14 protein-coding genes are annotated in these 14,723 nt (G+C 62.4%); 10 read left to right on the top strand and 4 right to left on the bottom strand.

Annotated elements, in window-relative coordinates; all coding sequences use genetic code 11:
• Window positions 1-62: 62 nt before the first annotated feature.
• The 4 genes from AB6809_RS20000 (at window position 63) to nadC (ending at window position 5,034) form a co-directional block, all read left to right on the top strand.
• Complete coding sequence (locus tag AB6809_RS20000) at window positions 63-1,436, top strand: mechanosensitive ion channel family protein (RefSeq protein WP_029968036.1); 1,374 nt, start codon at window positions 63-65, stop codon at window positions 1,434-1,436.
• Window positions 1,437-1,638: 202 nt separating this feature from the next.
• On the top strand, window positions 1,639-2,835 hold the full coding sequence (locus tag AB6809_RS19995) for a fatty acid desaturase (RefSeq protein ID WP_006050112.1): 1,197 nt from the start codon (window positions 1,639-1,641) through the stop codon (window positions 2,833-2,835).
• 130 nt (window positions 2,836-2,965) lie between these two features.
• Entirely contained in the window at window positions 2,966-4,105 is a 1,140-nt protein-coding gene (gene nadA / locus AB6809_RS19990; protein WP_006050113.1) for a quinolinate synthase NadA, read from the top strand.
• Complete coding sequence (gene nadC, locus AB6809_RS19985; RefSeq protein ID WP_029968034.1) at window positions 4,105-5,034, top strand: carboxylating nicotinate-nucleotide diphosphorylase; 930 nt, start codon at window positions 4,105-4,107, stop codon at window positions 5,032-5,034. The genes nadA and nadC overlap by 1 nt, the downstream gene beginning before the upstream one ends.
• Before the next feature lie 81 nt (window positions 5,035-5,115).
• On the opposite strand, the gene nadB is transcribed toward nadC, so the two are convergent.
• The 4 genes from nadB to radC form a co-directional block, all read right to left on the bottom strand.
• On the bottom strand, window positions 5,116-6,714 hold the full coding sequence (gene nadB / locus AB6809_RS19980) for an L-aspartate oxidase (protein ID WP_029968033.1): 1,599 nt from the start codon (window positions 6,712-6,714) through the stop codon (window positions 5,116-5,118).
• Window positions 6,715-6,952: 238 nt separating this feature from the next.
• Window positions 6,953-7,120 (bottom strand): 50S ribosomal protein L33, encoded by a 168-nt coding sequence (gene rpmG, locus AB6809_RS19975; protein WP_006050116.1) that lies wholly within the window; start codon window positions 7,118-7,120, stop codon window positions 6,953-6,955.
• A gap of 10 nt (window positions 7,121-7,130) precedes the next feature.
• Window positions 7,131-7,364 carry a 50S ribosomal protein L28 gene (rpmB, locus tag AB6809_RS19970; protein ID WP_006050117.1) on the bottom strand — a complete coding sequence of 78 codons (234 nt, stop codon included), beginning with the start codon at window positions 7,362-7,364 and terminating at the stop codon, window positions 7,131-7,133.
• A 283-nt stretch (window positions 7,365-7,647) separates the two neighbouring features.
• Entirely contained in the window at window positions 7,648-8,412 is a 765-nt protein-coding gene (gene radC, locus AB6809_RS19965; protein ID WP_029968031.1) for a DNA repair protein RadC, read from the bottom strand.
• A 177-nt stretch (window positions 8,413-8,589) separates the two neighbouring features.
• On the opposite strand from radC, the gene AB6809_RS19960 reads away from it, so the two are divergent.
• The 6 genes from AB6809_RS19960 to AB6809_RS19935 all read left to right on the top strand — a co-directional run.
• Entirely contained in the window at window positions 8,590-9,045 is a 456-nt protein-coding gene (locus tag AB6809_RS19960; RefSeq protein WP_006050119.1) for a peptidylprolyl isomerase, read from the top strand.
• A gap of 2 nt (window positions 9,046-9,047) precedes the next feature.
• Window positions 9,048-10,007 carry a 4-hydroxy-3-methylbut-2-enyl diphosphate reductase gene (ispH, locus tag AB6809_RS19955; RefSeq protein ID WP_006050120.1) on the top strand — a complete coding sequence of 320 codons (960 nt, stop codon included), beginning with the start codon at window positions 9,048-9,050 and terminating at the stop codon, window positions 10,005-10,007.
• A gap of 543 nt (window positions 10,008-10,550) precedes the next feature.
• Window positions 10,551-11,750, top strand: a complete 1,200-nt coding sequence (locus AB6809_RS19950) for a branched-chain amino acid ABC transporter substrate-binding protein (protein ID WP_029968029.1) — start codon at window positions 10,551-10,553, stop codon at window positions 11,748-11,750.
• A 229-nt stretch (window positions 11,751-11,979) separates the two neighbouring features.
• Entirely contained in the window at window positions 11,980-12,930 is a 951-nt protein-coding gene (locus tag AB6809_RS19945; protein WP_006050122.1) for a branched-chain amino acid ABC transporter permease, read from the top strand.
• A gap of 22 nt (window positions 12,931-12,952) precedes the next feature.
• A complete protein-coding gene (locus AB6809_RS19940) occupies window positions 12,953-14,122 on the top strand; it encodes an ABC transporter ATP-binding protein (RefSeq protein ID WP_006050123.1) in 1,170 nt (389 codons plus the stop codon).
• Window positions 14,123-14,145: 23 nt separating this feature from the next.
• The coding region (locus AB6809_RS19935) for an ABC transporter ATP-binding protein (protein WP_371027048.1) at window positions 14,146-14,723 on the top strand (578 nt) is incomplete at its 3' end.

Here is a 14,723-nt window from a genome sequence, read left to right as displayed (position 1 = left end):
GCTGCCCGCCGGCTCGCCGATCGATTCTTCGATGCCGGCGAGCCGGCCATTCCCGCAACATCATGCAAAACAGACTCTTTTCGCACCTTTTCGGCGATCTCACGCGCGACTTCGGCCAGCCGGTCATGCTGTGGCAAATCGGCTTGCTTCTCACGACGCTCGCGCTCGCGTGGCTGCTCGCGCGCGTGCTGCGCCGGGCGCTCGATTTGCGCCGGCAGACGCGCTACCAGACGTTGCGCTTCGGCGCCGAAAGCCTGAACCGCGCGTTTTTCCCGCTGATCGGCGCGGTGCTGGTGTGGCTCGCGCGCGCGATCGCGGGCCAGTTCATCCACACTGCGCTGCTCGATCTCGCGTTGGTGCCGCTCTTCGGCATCGGCTTGATTTACATCGTGTTTTTCTTCGCGCGACGCGTCTTTAGCCACGACGGCGAGACGCATCCGTGGCTTTTCGTCGTCGAAAAAATCGTCTCGCTGGTCGTCTGGGTCGCCATGGTGCTGACCGTGATGGGCATTCAGGACGACGTGATCGAGTGGATGGCGAGCGTTCACTTTCGCATCGCCAATGCGCATATGACGCTGCTTTCGCTCGTCACCGGCCTGCTGTGGGTGGGCGTGACGATGATCGTCGCGATGTGGCTCGGCTCGGCGTTCGAAGACCGGCTGATGCGCGCCACGACGCTCGACGCCAATCTGAAAGTGGTGGTGGCGCGCGTCGGCCGTGCGGCTTTCGTGCTGGCGGCTGTGCTGATCAGCCTGTCGCTCGTGGGCATCGACATCACCGTGCTCGGCGTGTTCGGCGGCGCGCTCGGCGTGGGGCTCGGTTTCGGGCTGCAGAAGATCGCGAGCAACTATGTGTCGGGCTTCATCATCCTGATCGACCGGTCGTTGCGGATCGGCGACACGATCAACGTGAGCGGCCTGCAAGGCATGGTCACGCAGATCCGCACGCGTTACACGGTCGTGCGTGGCCTCGACGGCATCGAGACGCTGATTCCAAACGAGAAGCTGATCACCGACGTCGTGCAGAACCAGTCGTCGTATCTGACGCGCGGCTACGCGAAGGCGGCGGTGCAGATCGCCTACACGGCCGACGTCGAACAGGCGATGGCGCTGCTCGCGCAAGCCGCCGCCGGCGTGCCGCGCGTCCTCGCGGACCCGGCGCCCACGCCTTACCTGACGAGTTTCGGCGCTGACGGCATCAACCTCGAACTGGGTTTCTGGATCGCCGACGCCGCAACCGGCACCTCGGCCGTGCGCTCGGCGGTCAATCGCAACATCTGGCAGCTTTTCTCCGCGCACGGCATTTCGATTCCTTTCGCGCAACGCGAAGTGCGGATCGTCGGAAACGTCGGACACATTGCAAATGTCTCCGGTGTCGCACCGCAGCCGGTAACTATGACCGCGCCTGCCGCCAATCAGGCAGGCAACGCGCTCTGACGGGCACTTCTGGGTCTGCGGTGAGTCAAAATGGGCTCATTGCAGACTATCGCTCGTTGATGCCGCACAAAAAATCCCTATTTGTTACAAACACTTGGAACGCTTCCAGTAGAATGTCGTCCAATCCCGCTGTATGCTTTCACTTTCTTGACACGCGCAGTCCGCGGGTGTCTCGTGTCTCTCGTTCCACAGGTAAATTGCCTTGTTGAATTCCTTGCTCGATTTCCTTGCCCACGGCCTGCTGCGCTTCTCCTGGTGGCAACTTGTGCTGTACACCCTCGCGGTCACGCACGTCACGATCATCGGCGTGACGGTTTATCTGCACCGCTGCCAGGCGCACCGCGCGCTGGAGTTGCACCCTGTCGTCAGTCATTTTTTCCGGTTCTGGCTGTGGATGACCACGGGCATGCTGACCGGTCAATGGGCGGCTATTCACCGTAAGCACCACGCGAAGTGCGAGACCGAAGAAGATCCGCACAGCCCGCAAACGCGCGGCATCTGGAAGGTGCTGCTTGAAGGCGCGGAACTGTATCGCACCGAAGCGAAAAACGAAGAAACGATGCGCAAGTTCAGTCACGGCACGCCGAACGACTGGATGGAGCGCAACGTCTACACCAAGTACCCGATTCTCGGCGTGAGCCTGATGATGGTGCTGAACGTCGCGCTGTTCGGCGTCGTCGGCCTGACCATCTGGGCCGTGCAAATGGTGTGGATCCCGTTCTGGGCGGCCGGCGTCGTCAACGGTCTCGCGCACTTCTGGGGCTACCGCAACTTCAATTCGTCGGACGCCAGCACGAACATTTTCCCGTGGGGCATCATCATCGGCGGTGAGGAACTGCATAACAATCACCACACGTATGCGACGTCGGCCAAGCTGTCGAACAAGTGGTACGAGTTCGACATCGGCTGGATGTATATCCGCATCATGTCGGCCTTCCGTCTTGCGAAGGTGAAGAAGATCGCGCCCACGCCGCGTCTGACCACCGGCAAGCTGGTGCTCGACCAGGACACGTTGCAGGCCGTGCTGGCAAACCGTTACGAAGTGATGGCGCGTTACGGCAAGGCGCTTAAGCGTGCGTATCGTCAGGAACTCGCGCATCTGAAGGAAGTCGGCGCACGCGAGAAGTATCAGCTCATGCGCGGCGCGCGCAACTGGTTCCATAAGGAAGAAGCGGGGCTCGACGAGCCGCAGAAACGTCTGCTGCCGCAAATCTTCGCGAACAGCCAGAAACTGAAGACGTACATCGACATGCGCAACGAACTCGCGGCAATGTGGGAGCGCTCGAACGCATCGCGCGACCAGTTGCTGGTTCAGTTGCAGGACTGGTGTCATCGCGCTGAGGCGAGCGGCATCAAAGCGCTGCAGGATTTTGCAATGCGACTGCGCCGTTATGCTTGATCGCGAAATCCATTAAAATTTCGTTACGTCACAAAACCCCGCGTTGGCGGGGTTTTGCTTTTTGGGCCGCGGAAAATGCAGCATGACGCAGTGCGCAGGCCGCGGCGGCAGAGCGAAGGCAGAGGAGATCATGGATCAGCAGGCGATCAGGACCGTCGAATACGACCGGCCGCAGGCGCAGGGCACGTCCTGCGGGATCGGACAGGCGTGGGCGAAGGTGCCCGACATGCCGTCGGCAGAACAGAAAGTGGCGCTGAAGGAGCGCATCCGCGCATTGCTCAAGCGCGAGAAGGCAGTGCTCGTGGCCCACTATTATGTCGATGCCGAATTGCAGGAGCTTGCCGACGAAACCGGCGGCTGCGTCGCCGATTCGCTGGAAATGGCGCGCTTCGGGCGTGACCATGAGGCGCAAACGCTGGTGGTGGCGGGCGTGCGTTTCATGGGCGAGACCGCGAAGATTCTGAGTCCCGACAAGCGCATTCTGATGCCCGACCTCGACGCCACCTGCTCGCTCGATCTTGGCTGCCCAGTGGACGAATTCTCGGCTTTCTGTGACGCCCATCCGGATCGCACGGTCGTGGTCTATGCGAACACCAGTGCCGCGGTGAAGGCTCGCGCCGACTGGATGGTGACTTCATCGATCGGACTGGAGATCGTTGCCGACCTGCACGCGCGCGGCGAAAAAATCATCTGGGCGCCGGACCGGCACCTGGGCGGTTATATCCAGAACAAGACCGGCGCGGACATGCTCATGTGGCAGGGCTCGTGTCTCGTGCACGACGAATTCAAGGGCATCGAACTCGATTTGCTGCGCGCCGAATATCCCGGCGCGAAAGTGCTCGTGCATCCCGAGTCGCCGGCCAACGTCGTGGCGCTTGCCGATGTCGTCGGTTCCACCACCCAATTGATTGACGCCGCGCAGAAGCTCGATGCGACGCATTTCATCGTCGCGACGGACCTCGGCATCCTGCACAAGATGCAACTCGCTGCGCCCGGCAAGACGCTGATTGCCGCGCCCACGGCCGGCAACAGCGCGACCTGCAAGAGCTGCGCGCACTGTCCGTGGATGGCCATGAACGGCCTCGCGAATCTGGCCGACGTGCTCGAGCGCGGCCACAACGAGATTTTCGTCGACCGTGCTATCGGCGAACGGGCTCGTCTGCCGATCGATCGCATGCTGGACTTCGCCGCGCGTCACAAGAAGCGCGTGCAAGCGAGCGGCGATCTGGCGCGCGACGCCCAGTTGTATTCGAACGTAGGAGCCGCCTGATGAACGCGGTAGCGCAAGATTCAGCAGAGGCCGGTTCCGCCGCCTATAGCCAGGCGGAAGCCGTGTCGCCGCTCTTCGCCGAGATCCGCGCGCAGTACGGCGCCGCGTTCGACGCCGCGCTGGCACGCAACGTCGCGGACGCGCTCGCGGAAGACATCGGCACCGGCGACCAGACCGGCCGCCTCGTTCCCGCCGACGAAGTGCGCGACGCGCGCGTCATCGCCCGCGAGGATGCGGTGTTGTGCGGCGTGCCCTGGTTCAACGCCGTCTTGCGGCAGGTCGATCCGCGGATCGAGGCGCAGTGGCGTTATCGCGAAGGCGACCGCATGACGGCGGACACGCCGGTGTGCGAACTGCGCGGGCCGGTGCGCGCGCTGCTTACCGCCGAGCGCAACGCGCTCAACTTTCTGCAGTTGCTGTCCGGCGTGGCGAGCGCGACGCGCCGGTACGTCGACGCAATCGCGCATACGCGCACGCGCATTCTCGACACGCGCAAGACTTTGCCAGGCTTGCGGCTCGCGCAAAAGTACGCGGTGCGTGTGGGCGGCGGCGCGAATCAACGGCTCGCGTTGTACGACGGCATCCTGATCAAGGAAAACCACATTGCCGCCGCCGGCGGAGTGGGCGCGGCCATGAACGCAGCGCTTGCGCTCAACGCGGGCGTCCCGATTCAGATCGAGGTCGAAACGCTCGAACAGTTGGAAACGGCATTGGCGCATCGCGCGCAGTCCATTCTGCTCGACAACTTTTCCTTCGATGCAATGCGCGACGCGGTGCGCATCACCGCCGGGCGCGCGGTGCTGGAAGTGTCCGGCGGCGTCAACTTCGAGACGGTGCGGACGATTGCGGAGACAGGCGTCGACCGCGTGTCGATCGGCGCCCTGACGAAAGACGTGCGAGCGACCGATTACTCGTTGCGAATCGTCTGACGCGGTTTCCAGCGGTTCGGGTTGATGAGACATAAAGCGCCATCGCTGGCATGAAAGCCGGCGATGGCGTTTCCGTTTGCATCACACGTTGCGGTTGCGCACGTATTCCGGCGAGAGCACGGTCGGCAGCGCTTTGGGCAAAGTCGCCGGCCAGTCGCGGCTGAAATGCAGGCCGCGGCTTTCGCGCCGCGAGCGCGCGCCGTCGACGATTAGCGAAGCCACGTCCACCAGATTGCGCAACTCCAGCAGGTCGCGGCTCACCTTGAAATTCGCGTAATACTCGTGAATCTCGTCGCGCAAGAGGGCGAGCCGGTGGCGCGCTCGCGCAAGCCGTTTGTCCGTGCGCACAATGCCCACGTAGTTCCACATGAGCCGGCGAAGCTCGTCCCAATTGTGGGCGACCACCACTTCTTCGTCCGGATCGGACACGCGGCTTTCGTCCCAGTCCGGCAACGGCGCATGAACCGCGCCGCTAAAGCCTTCTTCTTCGATGGCGCGCGCAGCCGAGCGGCCGATCACCAGACACTCGAGCAGCGAATTGCTGGCCAGGCGGTTCGCGCCGTGCAGCCCCGTGCAAGAGGTCTCGCCGACTGCATAGAGGCCCGCGAGATCGGTGCGGCCCGCCAGATCGGTGACGACGCCGCCGCACGTATAGTGCGCCGCCGGCACGACCGGAATGGGTTCCTTCGTGATGTCGATGCCGAATTCCAGGCAGCGCGCGAGGATCGTCGGAAAATGCTCGCGCAGGAAATCGGCCGGCTGATGGCTGATGTCCAGATACACACAATCGATGCCGCGCTTCTTGATCTCGAAGTCGATCGCGCGCGCGACGATGTCGCGCGGCGCGAGTTCGGCGCGCTCGTCGTGGTTCGGCATGAAACGCGTGCCGTCCGGCAGCTTCAGCACGCCGCCCTCGCCGCGCACGGCTTCCGAAATCAGAAACGACTTGGCGTACGGATGGAACAGGCAGGTCGGATGGAACTGGATGAACTCCATGTTCGAGACGCGGCAGCCCGCGCGCCATGCCATCGCGATGCCGTCGCCCGTCGCCGTGTCCGGATTCGTGGTGTACAGGTAGACCTTGCCCGCGCCGCCGGTGGCGAGCACTGTGTGCGGCGCTTCGATGGTGACGGTGCGGCCGGTTTGCACATCGAGCGCATAGAGGCCATGACAACGGCGTCCCGGCAATCCCAGCCGGTCGGAGGTGATCAGGTCGATCGCGCAGTGATCTTCGAGCAGTGTGATGTTCGGATGCCGCCGCACACGCTCGCTGAGCGTGGTGACAACCGCATGGCCCGTGGCGTCGGCCGCATGAATAATCCGCCGGTGGCTATGGCCGCCCTCGCGCGTGAGGTGGAAGCCGAGCTCCGCCGCGTCGTCTTTCGTGAACGGCACGCCCTGGTCGATCAGCCATTCAATCGCGGCACGCCCGTGTTCGACGATGAACCGCGTCGCCGCTTCGTCGCACAGGCCGCCGCCGGCAATCAGCGTGTCGCGCACGTGATTGTCGATGCTGTCCGCGGAATCCAGCACGGCGGCGATGCCGCCTTGCGCCCAATCACTCGCGCCTTCAGTCATCGACCGCTTGGCGATCACCGCGACCCGCCGCGTTTCTGCGAGGTTGAGCGCGACGCTCAGCCCCGCGAGACCGCTACCGACAATCGCCACATCGAATTCCATTGCTTGCATCTCCGTCTTTTCGTTTTGCTGTGCAAACGCGTCAATCACGCGCTGCTAAAACGAGAAAGGATACGCGCCGCGACGGTCGAGGGAAAGCTAGCCGGACGTCATAAGACTTCACGACCGCGCACATCAAGGTCAAACGACGGTTTTGACGACCCAGAAACAAAAAAGCCCCGCACGAATGCGAGGCTTTTTGCACATGTCTTTGCCTTCGTCAAAAGGCAGGAGCCAAGACTTACTTGATCTTGGTTTCCTTGTAGTCAACGTGCTTACGGACGACCGGATCAAACTTCTTGATCAGCATCTTTTCCGGCATGTTGCGTTTGTTCTTCGTAGTCGTGTAGAAGTGACCCGTGCCTGCGGTCGATTCCAGCTTGATCTTGTCGCGTGCGCCTTTCGCCATGATTTACTCCTTAGGCTTCACCGCGTGCGCGCAGATCTGCGAGCACAGCGTCGATACCGTTCTTGTCGATCAGGCGCAGGCCGGCGTTCGAAATACGCAGACGCACCCAACGGTTTTCGCTTTCCACCCAAATACGGCGGCTTTGCAGGTTCGGCAGGAACCGGCGCTTGGTTTTGTTGTTCGCGTGGGAAACGTTGTTGCCGCTCATCGGCGCTTTCCCAGTTACTTGGCATACGCGTGCCATGAGAGCACTCCTAATACGCTAATTCTGAGTTCGAACGCCGTGAAAGTTTCCCGAAAAGAGTCGCGCTGAAATCAGGCACGTATCCTTTCCGGAACGCCTTGGTGGCTTCGGAACAGGGGGTTGGAAATAGGCAAACCGGAATTCTAGCAGGAAAAAAGCCGCAAAATCAAACCTTATTTGCGGTGGCGAGACACGGCGCGGCGCCTTTTCGCGTCCCGTTCACGCTTTTTTCATGTCGCCTAAAGAGCGCCGAAAGACCCGTCAAGGTGCCGGCCGCACTGCGTCACGGCCACCCGGCGCGGGCGAACGAGTATACGCTGTCCGCGCCGATCACGAGATGATCGACGAGTTGCACGTCGATCAGCGCCAGCGCTTCACGCAGTGTGCGCGTGAGACTGCAGTCGCTGGCGCTCGGCTGCACCGCGCCCGACGGATGATTGTGCGCGACGATCAGACTTGCCGCATTGAGCGCCAGCGCCCGCCGCACGATTTCGCGCGGATACACCGCCATGCGCGTGAGCGTGCCGCGCGCGCTTTCCTCGCTGCGAATCAGCCGATGCCGCGCGTCGAGGAACAGCGACACGAACACTTCCTGCGGACGGCCGCCGATCAGAAGCCGCAGGTAATCTTCCACGGCCTCGGGCGAATTCATCAGCGAACGCCGGCGCATCTTGTCGACCAGCGAACGGCGCGCCATTTCCATGATCGCGAGCAATTGCGCTTTTTTCGCGGGCCCGATGCCGCGCAGGCCGTCGAAATCCGCGTAAGTCGCATCGAGCATGGCCCGCAGCGAGCCGAAGCGGTCGAGCAGTTCGCGCGCCACGCTGAACACGTCGTGGCCGGGCAGGCCGGAGCCGAGCACGAGCACGATCATCTCCGTGTCCGACAGCACAGCCGGGCCCTGATCGATGAGCCGTTCGCGCGGCATATCGTGTTTGGGCCATTTGCGCCGGCGGCGCGGATTGGGCGCATCGGCAGGGCGGGCGACGGGCGGCGAACGAGCGAAATCCAACATTGGATCGCCGATTGTGGACGCATAATCAGACATATAGAGACAATTCCTCCGCTTAGGGTTGAAGCTTCGTGCGTGCGATGGACGCAAGCCGAGGCCAGCCATGTGGCTTACAATAGACGCTTTGCGCACGGCACGCCGACGGTGTGCCGCACGCGTCAGCTGCGCCCGCGGCGCACGCGTGAGAGCGCGCTTCGACTGAGCGAGCACTGCATGAGCATCATCGACATTTCCGAAGTGAAGCCCGGTTCACACGTGACGCTTCACTACCGGCTTTCCCTTGCCGATGGCGCCGAAGTCATCAATACCTTCAACGACAAGCCCGCCACGCTGCTGCTCGGCGCCGGTCAGCTCGCGCCGCCGCTGGAAGACATTTTGCTGGGTTTGAAGGTCGGGCACCATTCGACCTTTCGGCTAGATCCCGGCGTCGCCTTCGGTCCGCGCAATCCCGAGTTGATCCAGCGCGTGTCGCTGGCCACGCTGCGCGAAAACAGCATGATCGGTGAGGATTTTTCTCCGGGCGACCTGGTCGAATTCAACGCGCCGGGTGGCGGCCGCTACGCCGGCGTTCTGAAAGAAGTGAGCGAAACGTCGGCCCTGTTCGATTTCAACCACCCGCTTGCCGGCCAGGCGCTGGCGTTCGAAGTGAAAATCATCGGGATTTTGTAAACATGACCATCGCGGATACGACCCTTGCCGAAACCGAGATCCTGCTGGCGCAGCCGCGCGGGTTCTGTGCCGGCGTCGATCGGGCTATCGAGATCGTCGAACGCGCGATCAAGCTGCACGGCTCGCCGATTTACGTGCGTCACGAAATCGTCCATAACGCCTACGTCGTCGAAGATCTGCGCAAGAAGGGCGCGATTTTCATTGAGCGGCTGGAAGAAGTGCCGCCCGGCAACACGGTTATCTTCAGCGCGCACGGCGTGTCGAAAGCGGTGCGCAGCGAAGCCGAATCGCGCGGGCTGCGCGTGTACGACGCGACCTGTCCGCTCGTGACCAAGGTGCACATCGAGGTCGCGAAGATGCGCCAGGACGGCTTCGACATCGTGATGATCGGCCACAAGGGCCATCCGGAAGTGGAAGGCACGATGGGCCAGGCGGGCGAGGGCATGCATCTCGTCGAAGACATCGAGGACGTGCAGGCGCTGCAACTGGCCGACCCCGAGCGCATCGCGTTCGTTACGCAAACCACGCTGTCGGTCGACGACGCCGCCGAAATCATCGGCGCGCTGAAGGCGAAATACCCGTCCATCCGCGAGCCGAAGAAGCAGGACATCTGCTACGCGACGCAGAACCGCCAGGACGCCGTCAAGTTCATGGCGCCGCAGTGCGACGTGGTGATCGTGGTCGGCAGCCCGAACAGTTCGAACTCGAACCGGCTGCGCGAACTGGCTGAGAAGCTCGGCGTCCCGGCCTATATGGTCGATTCCCCGGATCAGATCGATCCGACATGGGTCGAGGGCAAGCGCCGCATCGGCGTGACTGCCGGCGCTTCGGCGCCGGAAGTGCTGGCGCAGGCGGTCATCGCCCGATTGCGGGAGTTGGGTGTGCGCAATGTTCGCGCGCTCGACGGCATCGAGGAAAACATCGCGTTTCCGCTGCCGCGTGGCTTGGGTCTGCCGGCCTGACGGTTCGCAGCCACCATAGACCATAAGAAAGCGCGCCTTCGGGCGCGTTTTTTTCATCCCGACGCCGCGAAGGCCATGCAAGAAACGGTGCCACATCACTGCGAAATGCGGTTTCCCACACCGACGCAGTCAATCTTTTTTGAAATTCGATCTGGCATTAAATCCCTTTTCGGATGATGCGTCCCCGATTATTTGCGACCTATCTGCCCTGTTGCAATTTTGGCGCACTAAAATGGTGCTCGCCAAAGGCGGCTCAACAAAACCCACCATTTGACGTAAACCACGCTGTAGCAGGCCGCAGCGCCGTTCGGCCGCAACACTTGATGCCATGCGTTCCCAAGCCGGTGCAACTGATGCACGAAAAACAGTCGCAACCGGGTTGCGCCTTTTGCGCGAAAGCGGTCTCAAAATACGGTTGCAATGCAGGAAAACCCTGCCGGTTCAACAATATTGCCCGTCGCAAAATTGGAGTTACAATGCGCGCGTTCTCAAGGCCTTAGCGCCTTCAGACGATGGAATTTGCAAGGGCGGGAGACCTACTTAATGCGAGTCAAGTTTGCTTACGCCGTGTCCATCGCGGCCGCGGTTGCGATGTTGACCGCGTGCGGCAAAAAACAGGATGGCGAGGCGGGAGCAGGTGCGTCGGCGGCAGCAGCATCCGCGGCGCCGGCAAGCGAAGCAATCGTCGTGAAAATCGGCCACGCGGCTCCGTTGACGGGCGGCATTGCGCATCTCGGTAAAGACAACGAAAACGGCGCGCGTCTCGCGGTCGAGGAAATCAACGCGCAGGGCCTGACGATCGACGGCCACAAGATCGACTTGCAACTCGACGCGCAGGACGACGCCGCCGATCCCAAAACGGGAACGGCCGTCGCGCAAAAGCTGGTGGACGATCACGTGGTGGCCGTCGTCGGGCATCTGAATTCGGGCGTGTCGATTCCGGCTTCCAAGGTCTATAGCGACGCGAGCATCGTGCAGATCTCGCCGTCGTCGACGAACCCGGCTTACACGCAGCAGGGTTTCAAGACGACCTACCGCGTCGTCGCCACCGACGCGCAGCAGGGTCCCGCGCTTGCCAATTACGCGACGAAGGCGCTGGGCGCGAAACGCATCGCCGTTGTGGACGATGCGACCGCCTACGGCAAGGGACTCGCGGACGAATTCGCGAAGACCGCCGAGGCGAACGGAGCGAAAGTCGTCACGCGCGAAGCGACGAACGACCGGGCCACGGACTTCCGGGCCATCCTCACGAAGATCAAGAGTGTTCATCCGGACGCCATCATGTTCGGCGGCATGGACGCAACGGGCGGGCCGTTTGCCAAACAGGCGGCGGCGCTCGGTATCAGGGCAAAAATCCTTGGCGGCGACGGCGTGTGTACCGACAAGGTAGGTGAGCTGGCGGGAACCGCCGTGCAAAACCTGGTCTGTTCGGAAGCGGGACTCGCGCTTTCGAAAATGGACAGGGGAGCGGACTTCGAGAAGAAGTACGTCGACCGCTTCCACACGCCGGTGCAGATTTACGCACCGTTCACGTACGACGCTGTGTACGTGATTGTCGATGCAATGAAGCGCGCTAATTCGATCGAGGCGCCCAAGGTGCTGGCTGCGATGCCGTCCACCGATTACCACGGGGTAATCGGCCGCATCGCGTTCGACGACAAGGGTGATTTGAAAGAGGGCGCCATTACGCTTTACGACTTCAAGGACGGCAAGAAAGCGGTTCTCGACGTCGTGAAGATGTAATGACGGGACGTTCAGCCTGACGGCACCGAACCACCCGACGGTGCCGTTTTTGCATCCGCTGAAGGCTAGCCTGCGACTGTGACCCAGTCGTGAAGGCGAATCGGCGGCGGATAAACCCTTACCGGTCTTTTACATCAGTACCCGCAGTGCCGTTGAGATTGCGTGACGCATCACCGCCCACCGGCTGATGAAGAGCGCGAATCCAGCCGCACGGGCTAAGGAGCATTAAATGGATATCTTCATCCAGCAGGTCCTCAACGGGCTGGTGCTTGGCAGCGTTTACGCCATCATCGCACTGGGCTATACGATGGTTTACGGCATCTTGGGCATCATCAACTTCGCTCACGGCGACGTGTTGATGGTCGGCGCGATGGTTGCGCTGTCAGCCATAGGCGTGCTGCAGAACCACTTCCCCGGCTTGGGCAATGTGCCGACGCTCTGCATCGCGCTGGCGATTGCCGCCGTGGTCTGCGCGGTCGTCGGCTATACGATCGAGCGCGTGGCATACCGGCCGCTGCGCAAGGCGCCGCGTCTCGCGCCGCTGATCACCGCGATCGGCGTGTCGATCCTGCTGCAGACGCTCGCCATGATGATCTGGTCGCGCAATCCGCTGCCGTTCCCGCAGCTTCTGCCGACCGATCCGCTGAACGTGATCAAGGCCACCGATACGACGCCCGGCGCCGTGATCTCGATGACTGAAATCGTGATCATCGTCGTCGCGTTCCTCGTGATGGCGGGCCTGCTGCTCCTCGTGCACAAGACCAAGCTCGGCCGCGCAATGCGCGCAATTGCCGAGAACCCCGGCGTCGCCTCGCTGATGGGCGTGAACCCGAACTTCGTGATCTCGGCCACTTTCATGATCGGCTCGGCGCTCGCCGCGCTCGCCGGTGTGATGATCGCCTCCGAATATGGCAACGCGCACTTCTACATGGGCTTCATCCCAGGCCTGAAGGCGTTCACCGCGGCCGTGCTCGGCGGTATCGGCAATCTCGGCGGCGCGATGGTCGGCGGCGTGATTCTGGGGCTCATCGAACAGTTGGGCGCGGGTTATATCGGCAACCTGACAGGTGGTGTGTTCGGCAGTAACTATCAGGACGTGTTTGCGTTCATCGTGCTGATCATCGTGCTGGTGTTCCGTCCGTCGGGTCTGCTCGGCGAACGCGTTGCGGATCGCGCTTGATCCAGGCCAAGGAGTAAATCAAATGACCTCAATTCAACCGATCGAGCCGTCCACGACGCTCATTCCCGAGAAGAACCTGGCGAAGACGCTGACCGTCGGCATCATCACGGCGGTGCTCGTGATCGCCGCGCCGATGATCATCGGCACTGCGGGCGGCAACTACTGGGTCCGCGTGCTCGACTTCGCGATGCTGTACGTGATGCTCGCGCTCGGCCTCAATGTGGTGGTCGGCTTCGCCGGCCTGCTCGACCTGGGCTACATCGCGTTCTACGCGGTCGGCGCGTACACGGCGGCGCTGCTGTCGTCGCCGCACCTGTCGTCGCAATTCGAATGGATCGCGCATCTCGCGCCGAACGGGCTGCACGTGCCGTTCCTCATCATCGTGCCGTGCGCGATGGGCGTGGCCGCGCTGTTCGGCGTCTTGCTCGGGGCACCGACGCTGCGTCTGCGCGGCGACTACCTCGCCATCGTGACGTTGGGCTTCGGGGAAATCGTGCGGATTTTCCTGAACAACCTCGACCGTCCGGTGAACATCACCAACGGCCCGAAGGGCATCACGGCAATCGCGCCGGTGCACCTGGGCGACTTCAGCCTGTCGCAGTCGCACTCGCTGTTCGGCTTCCAGTTCCCGTCGGTGTACTCGTACTACTACCTGTTCGTGCTCGCCGCGCTGCTCGTGATCTGGGTGTGTACGCGTTTGCAGCACTCGCGTATCGGCCGCGCATGGGCCGCGATCCGCGAAGACGAAATCGCCGCGAAGGCGATGGGCATCAACACGCGCAACGTGAAGCTGCTCGCGTTCGCGATGGGCGCGTCGTTCGGCGGTCTGTCAGGCGCGATGTTCGGCGCGTTCCAGGGCTTCGTGTCGCCGGAATCGTTCACGCTGCCCGAGTCGATCGTGGTGCTCGCGTGCGTGGTGCTCGGCGGCATGGGCCACATTCCGGGCGTGATTCTCGGCGCGGTGCTGCTCGCGGTGCTGCCTGAATTCCTGCGCTCGACGATGGGTCCGCTGCAGCACATGATCTTCGGCCATGAAATCGTCGATACGGAAGTGATCCGTCAGCTCGTCTACGCATTGGCGATGGTGCTGATCATGCTGTACCGCTCGGAAGGCCTGTGGCCGTCGCCGAAGCACGAAGACAAGATTGCCAAACTGTCGAAGCGTGCCGGCAAGAAGCCGGTGCGCGCGTAACGGACACGGATAGGAGAAATCACATGAGCGATAAAAAAATCCGGCTGTCCGTGCAGGGCGTGAACAAGCGCTTCGGCGGTTTGCAGGCGCTATCGGACGTCGGTCTTCAGATCGAGGAAGGCACCATTTACGGTCTGATCGGCCCGAACGGCGCCGGCAAGACCACGTTCTTCAACGTGATCACGGGCCTCTACACGCCTGACTCGGGCGACTTCAAGCTCGACGGCCAGAACTACACGCCGACGGCCGTCTATCAGGTTGCGAAGGCCGGCATCGCGCGCACGTTCCAGAACATTCGTCTGTTCGGCGGCATGACCGCGCTGGAAAACGTGATGGTCGGCCGCCACGTGCGCACGAAGCACGGCCTGATCGGCGCGGTGTTCCAGACGCCGGCCGAGCGCAAGGAAGAGCGCGAGATCAAGGAGCGCGCGATCGAACTGCTGGAGTACGTCGGCATCGCGCAGTACGCGGACTACACGTCGCGCAATCTGTCGTACGGCCACCAGCGCCGGCTCGAAATCGCGCGTGCGCTTGCGACCGATCCGAAGCTGCTCGCACTCGACGAACCCGCAGCCGGCATGAACGCCACGGAGAAGGTCGA

Origin of the sequence: Paraburkholderia sp. RCC_158 (assembly GCF_041355255.1) — a bacterium.
GTDB classification, from domain to species: domain Bacteria; phylum Pseudomonadota; class Gammaproteobacteria; order Burkholderiales; family Burkholderiaceae; genus Paraburkholderia; species Paraburkholderia graminis.
Note: the sequence above shows the minus strand (reverse complement) of the source record. Positions and strands in the feature narration are given on the sequence as shown.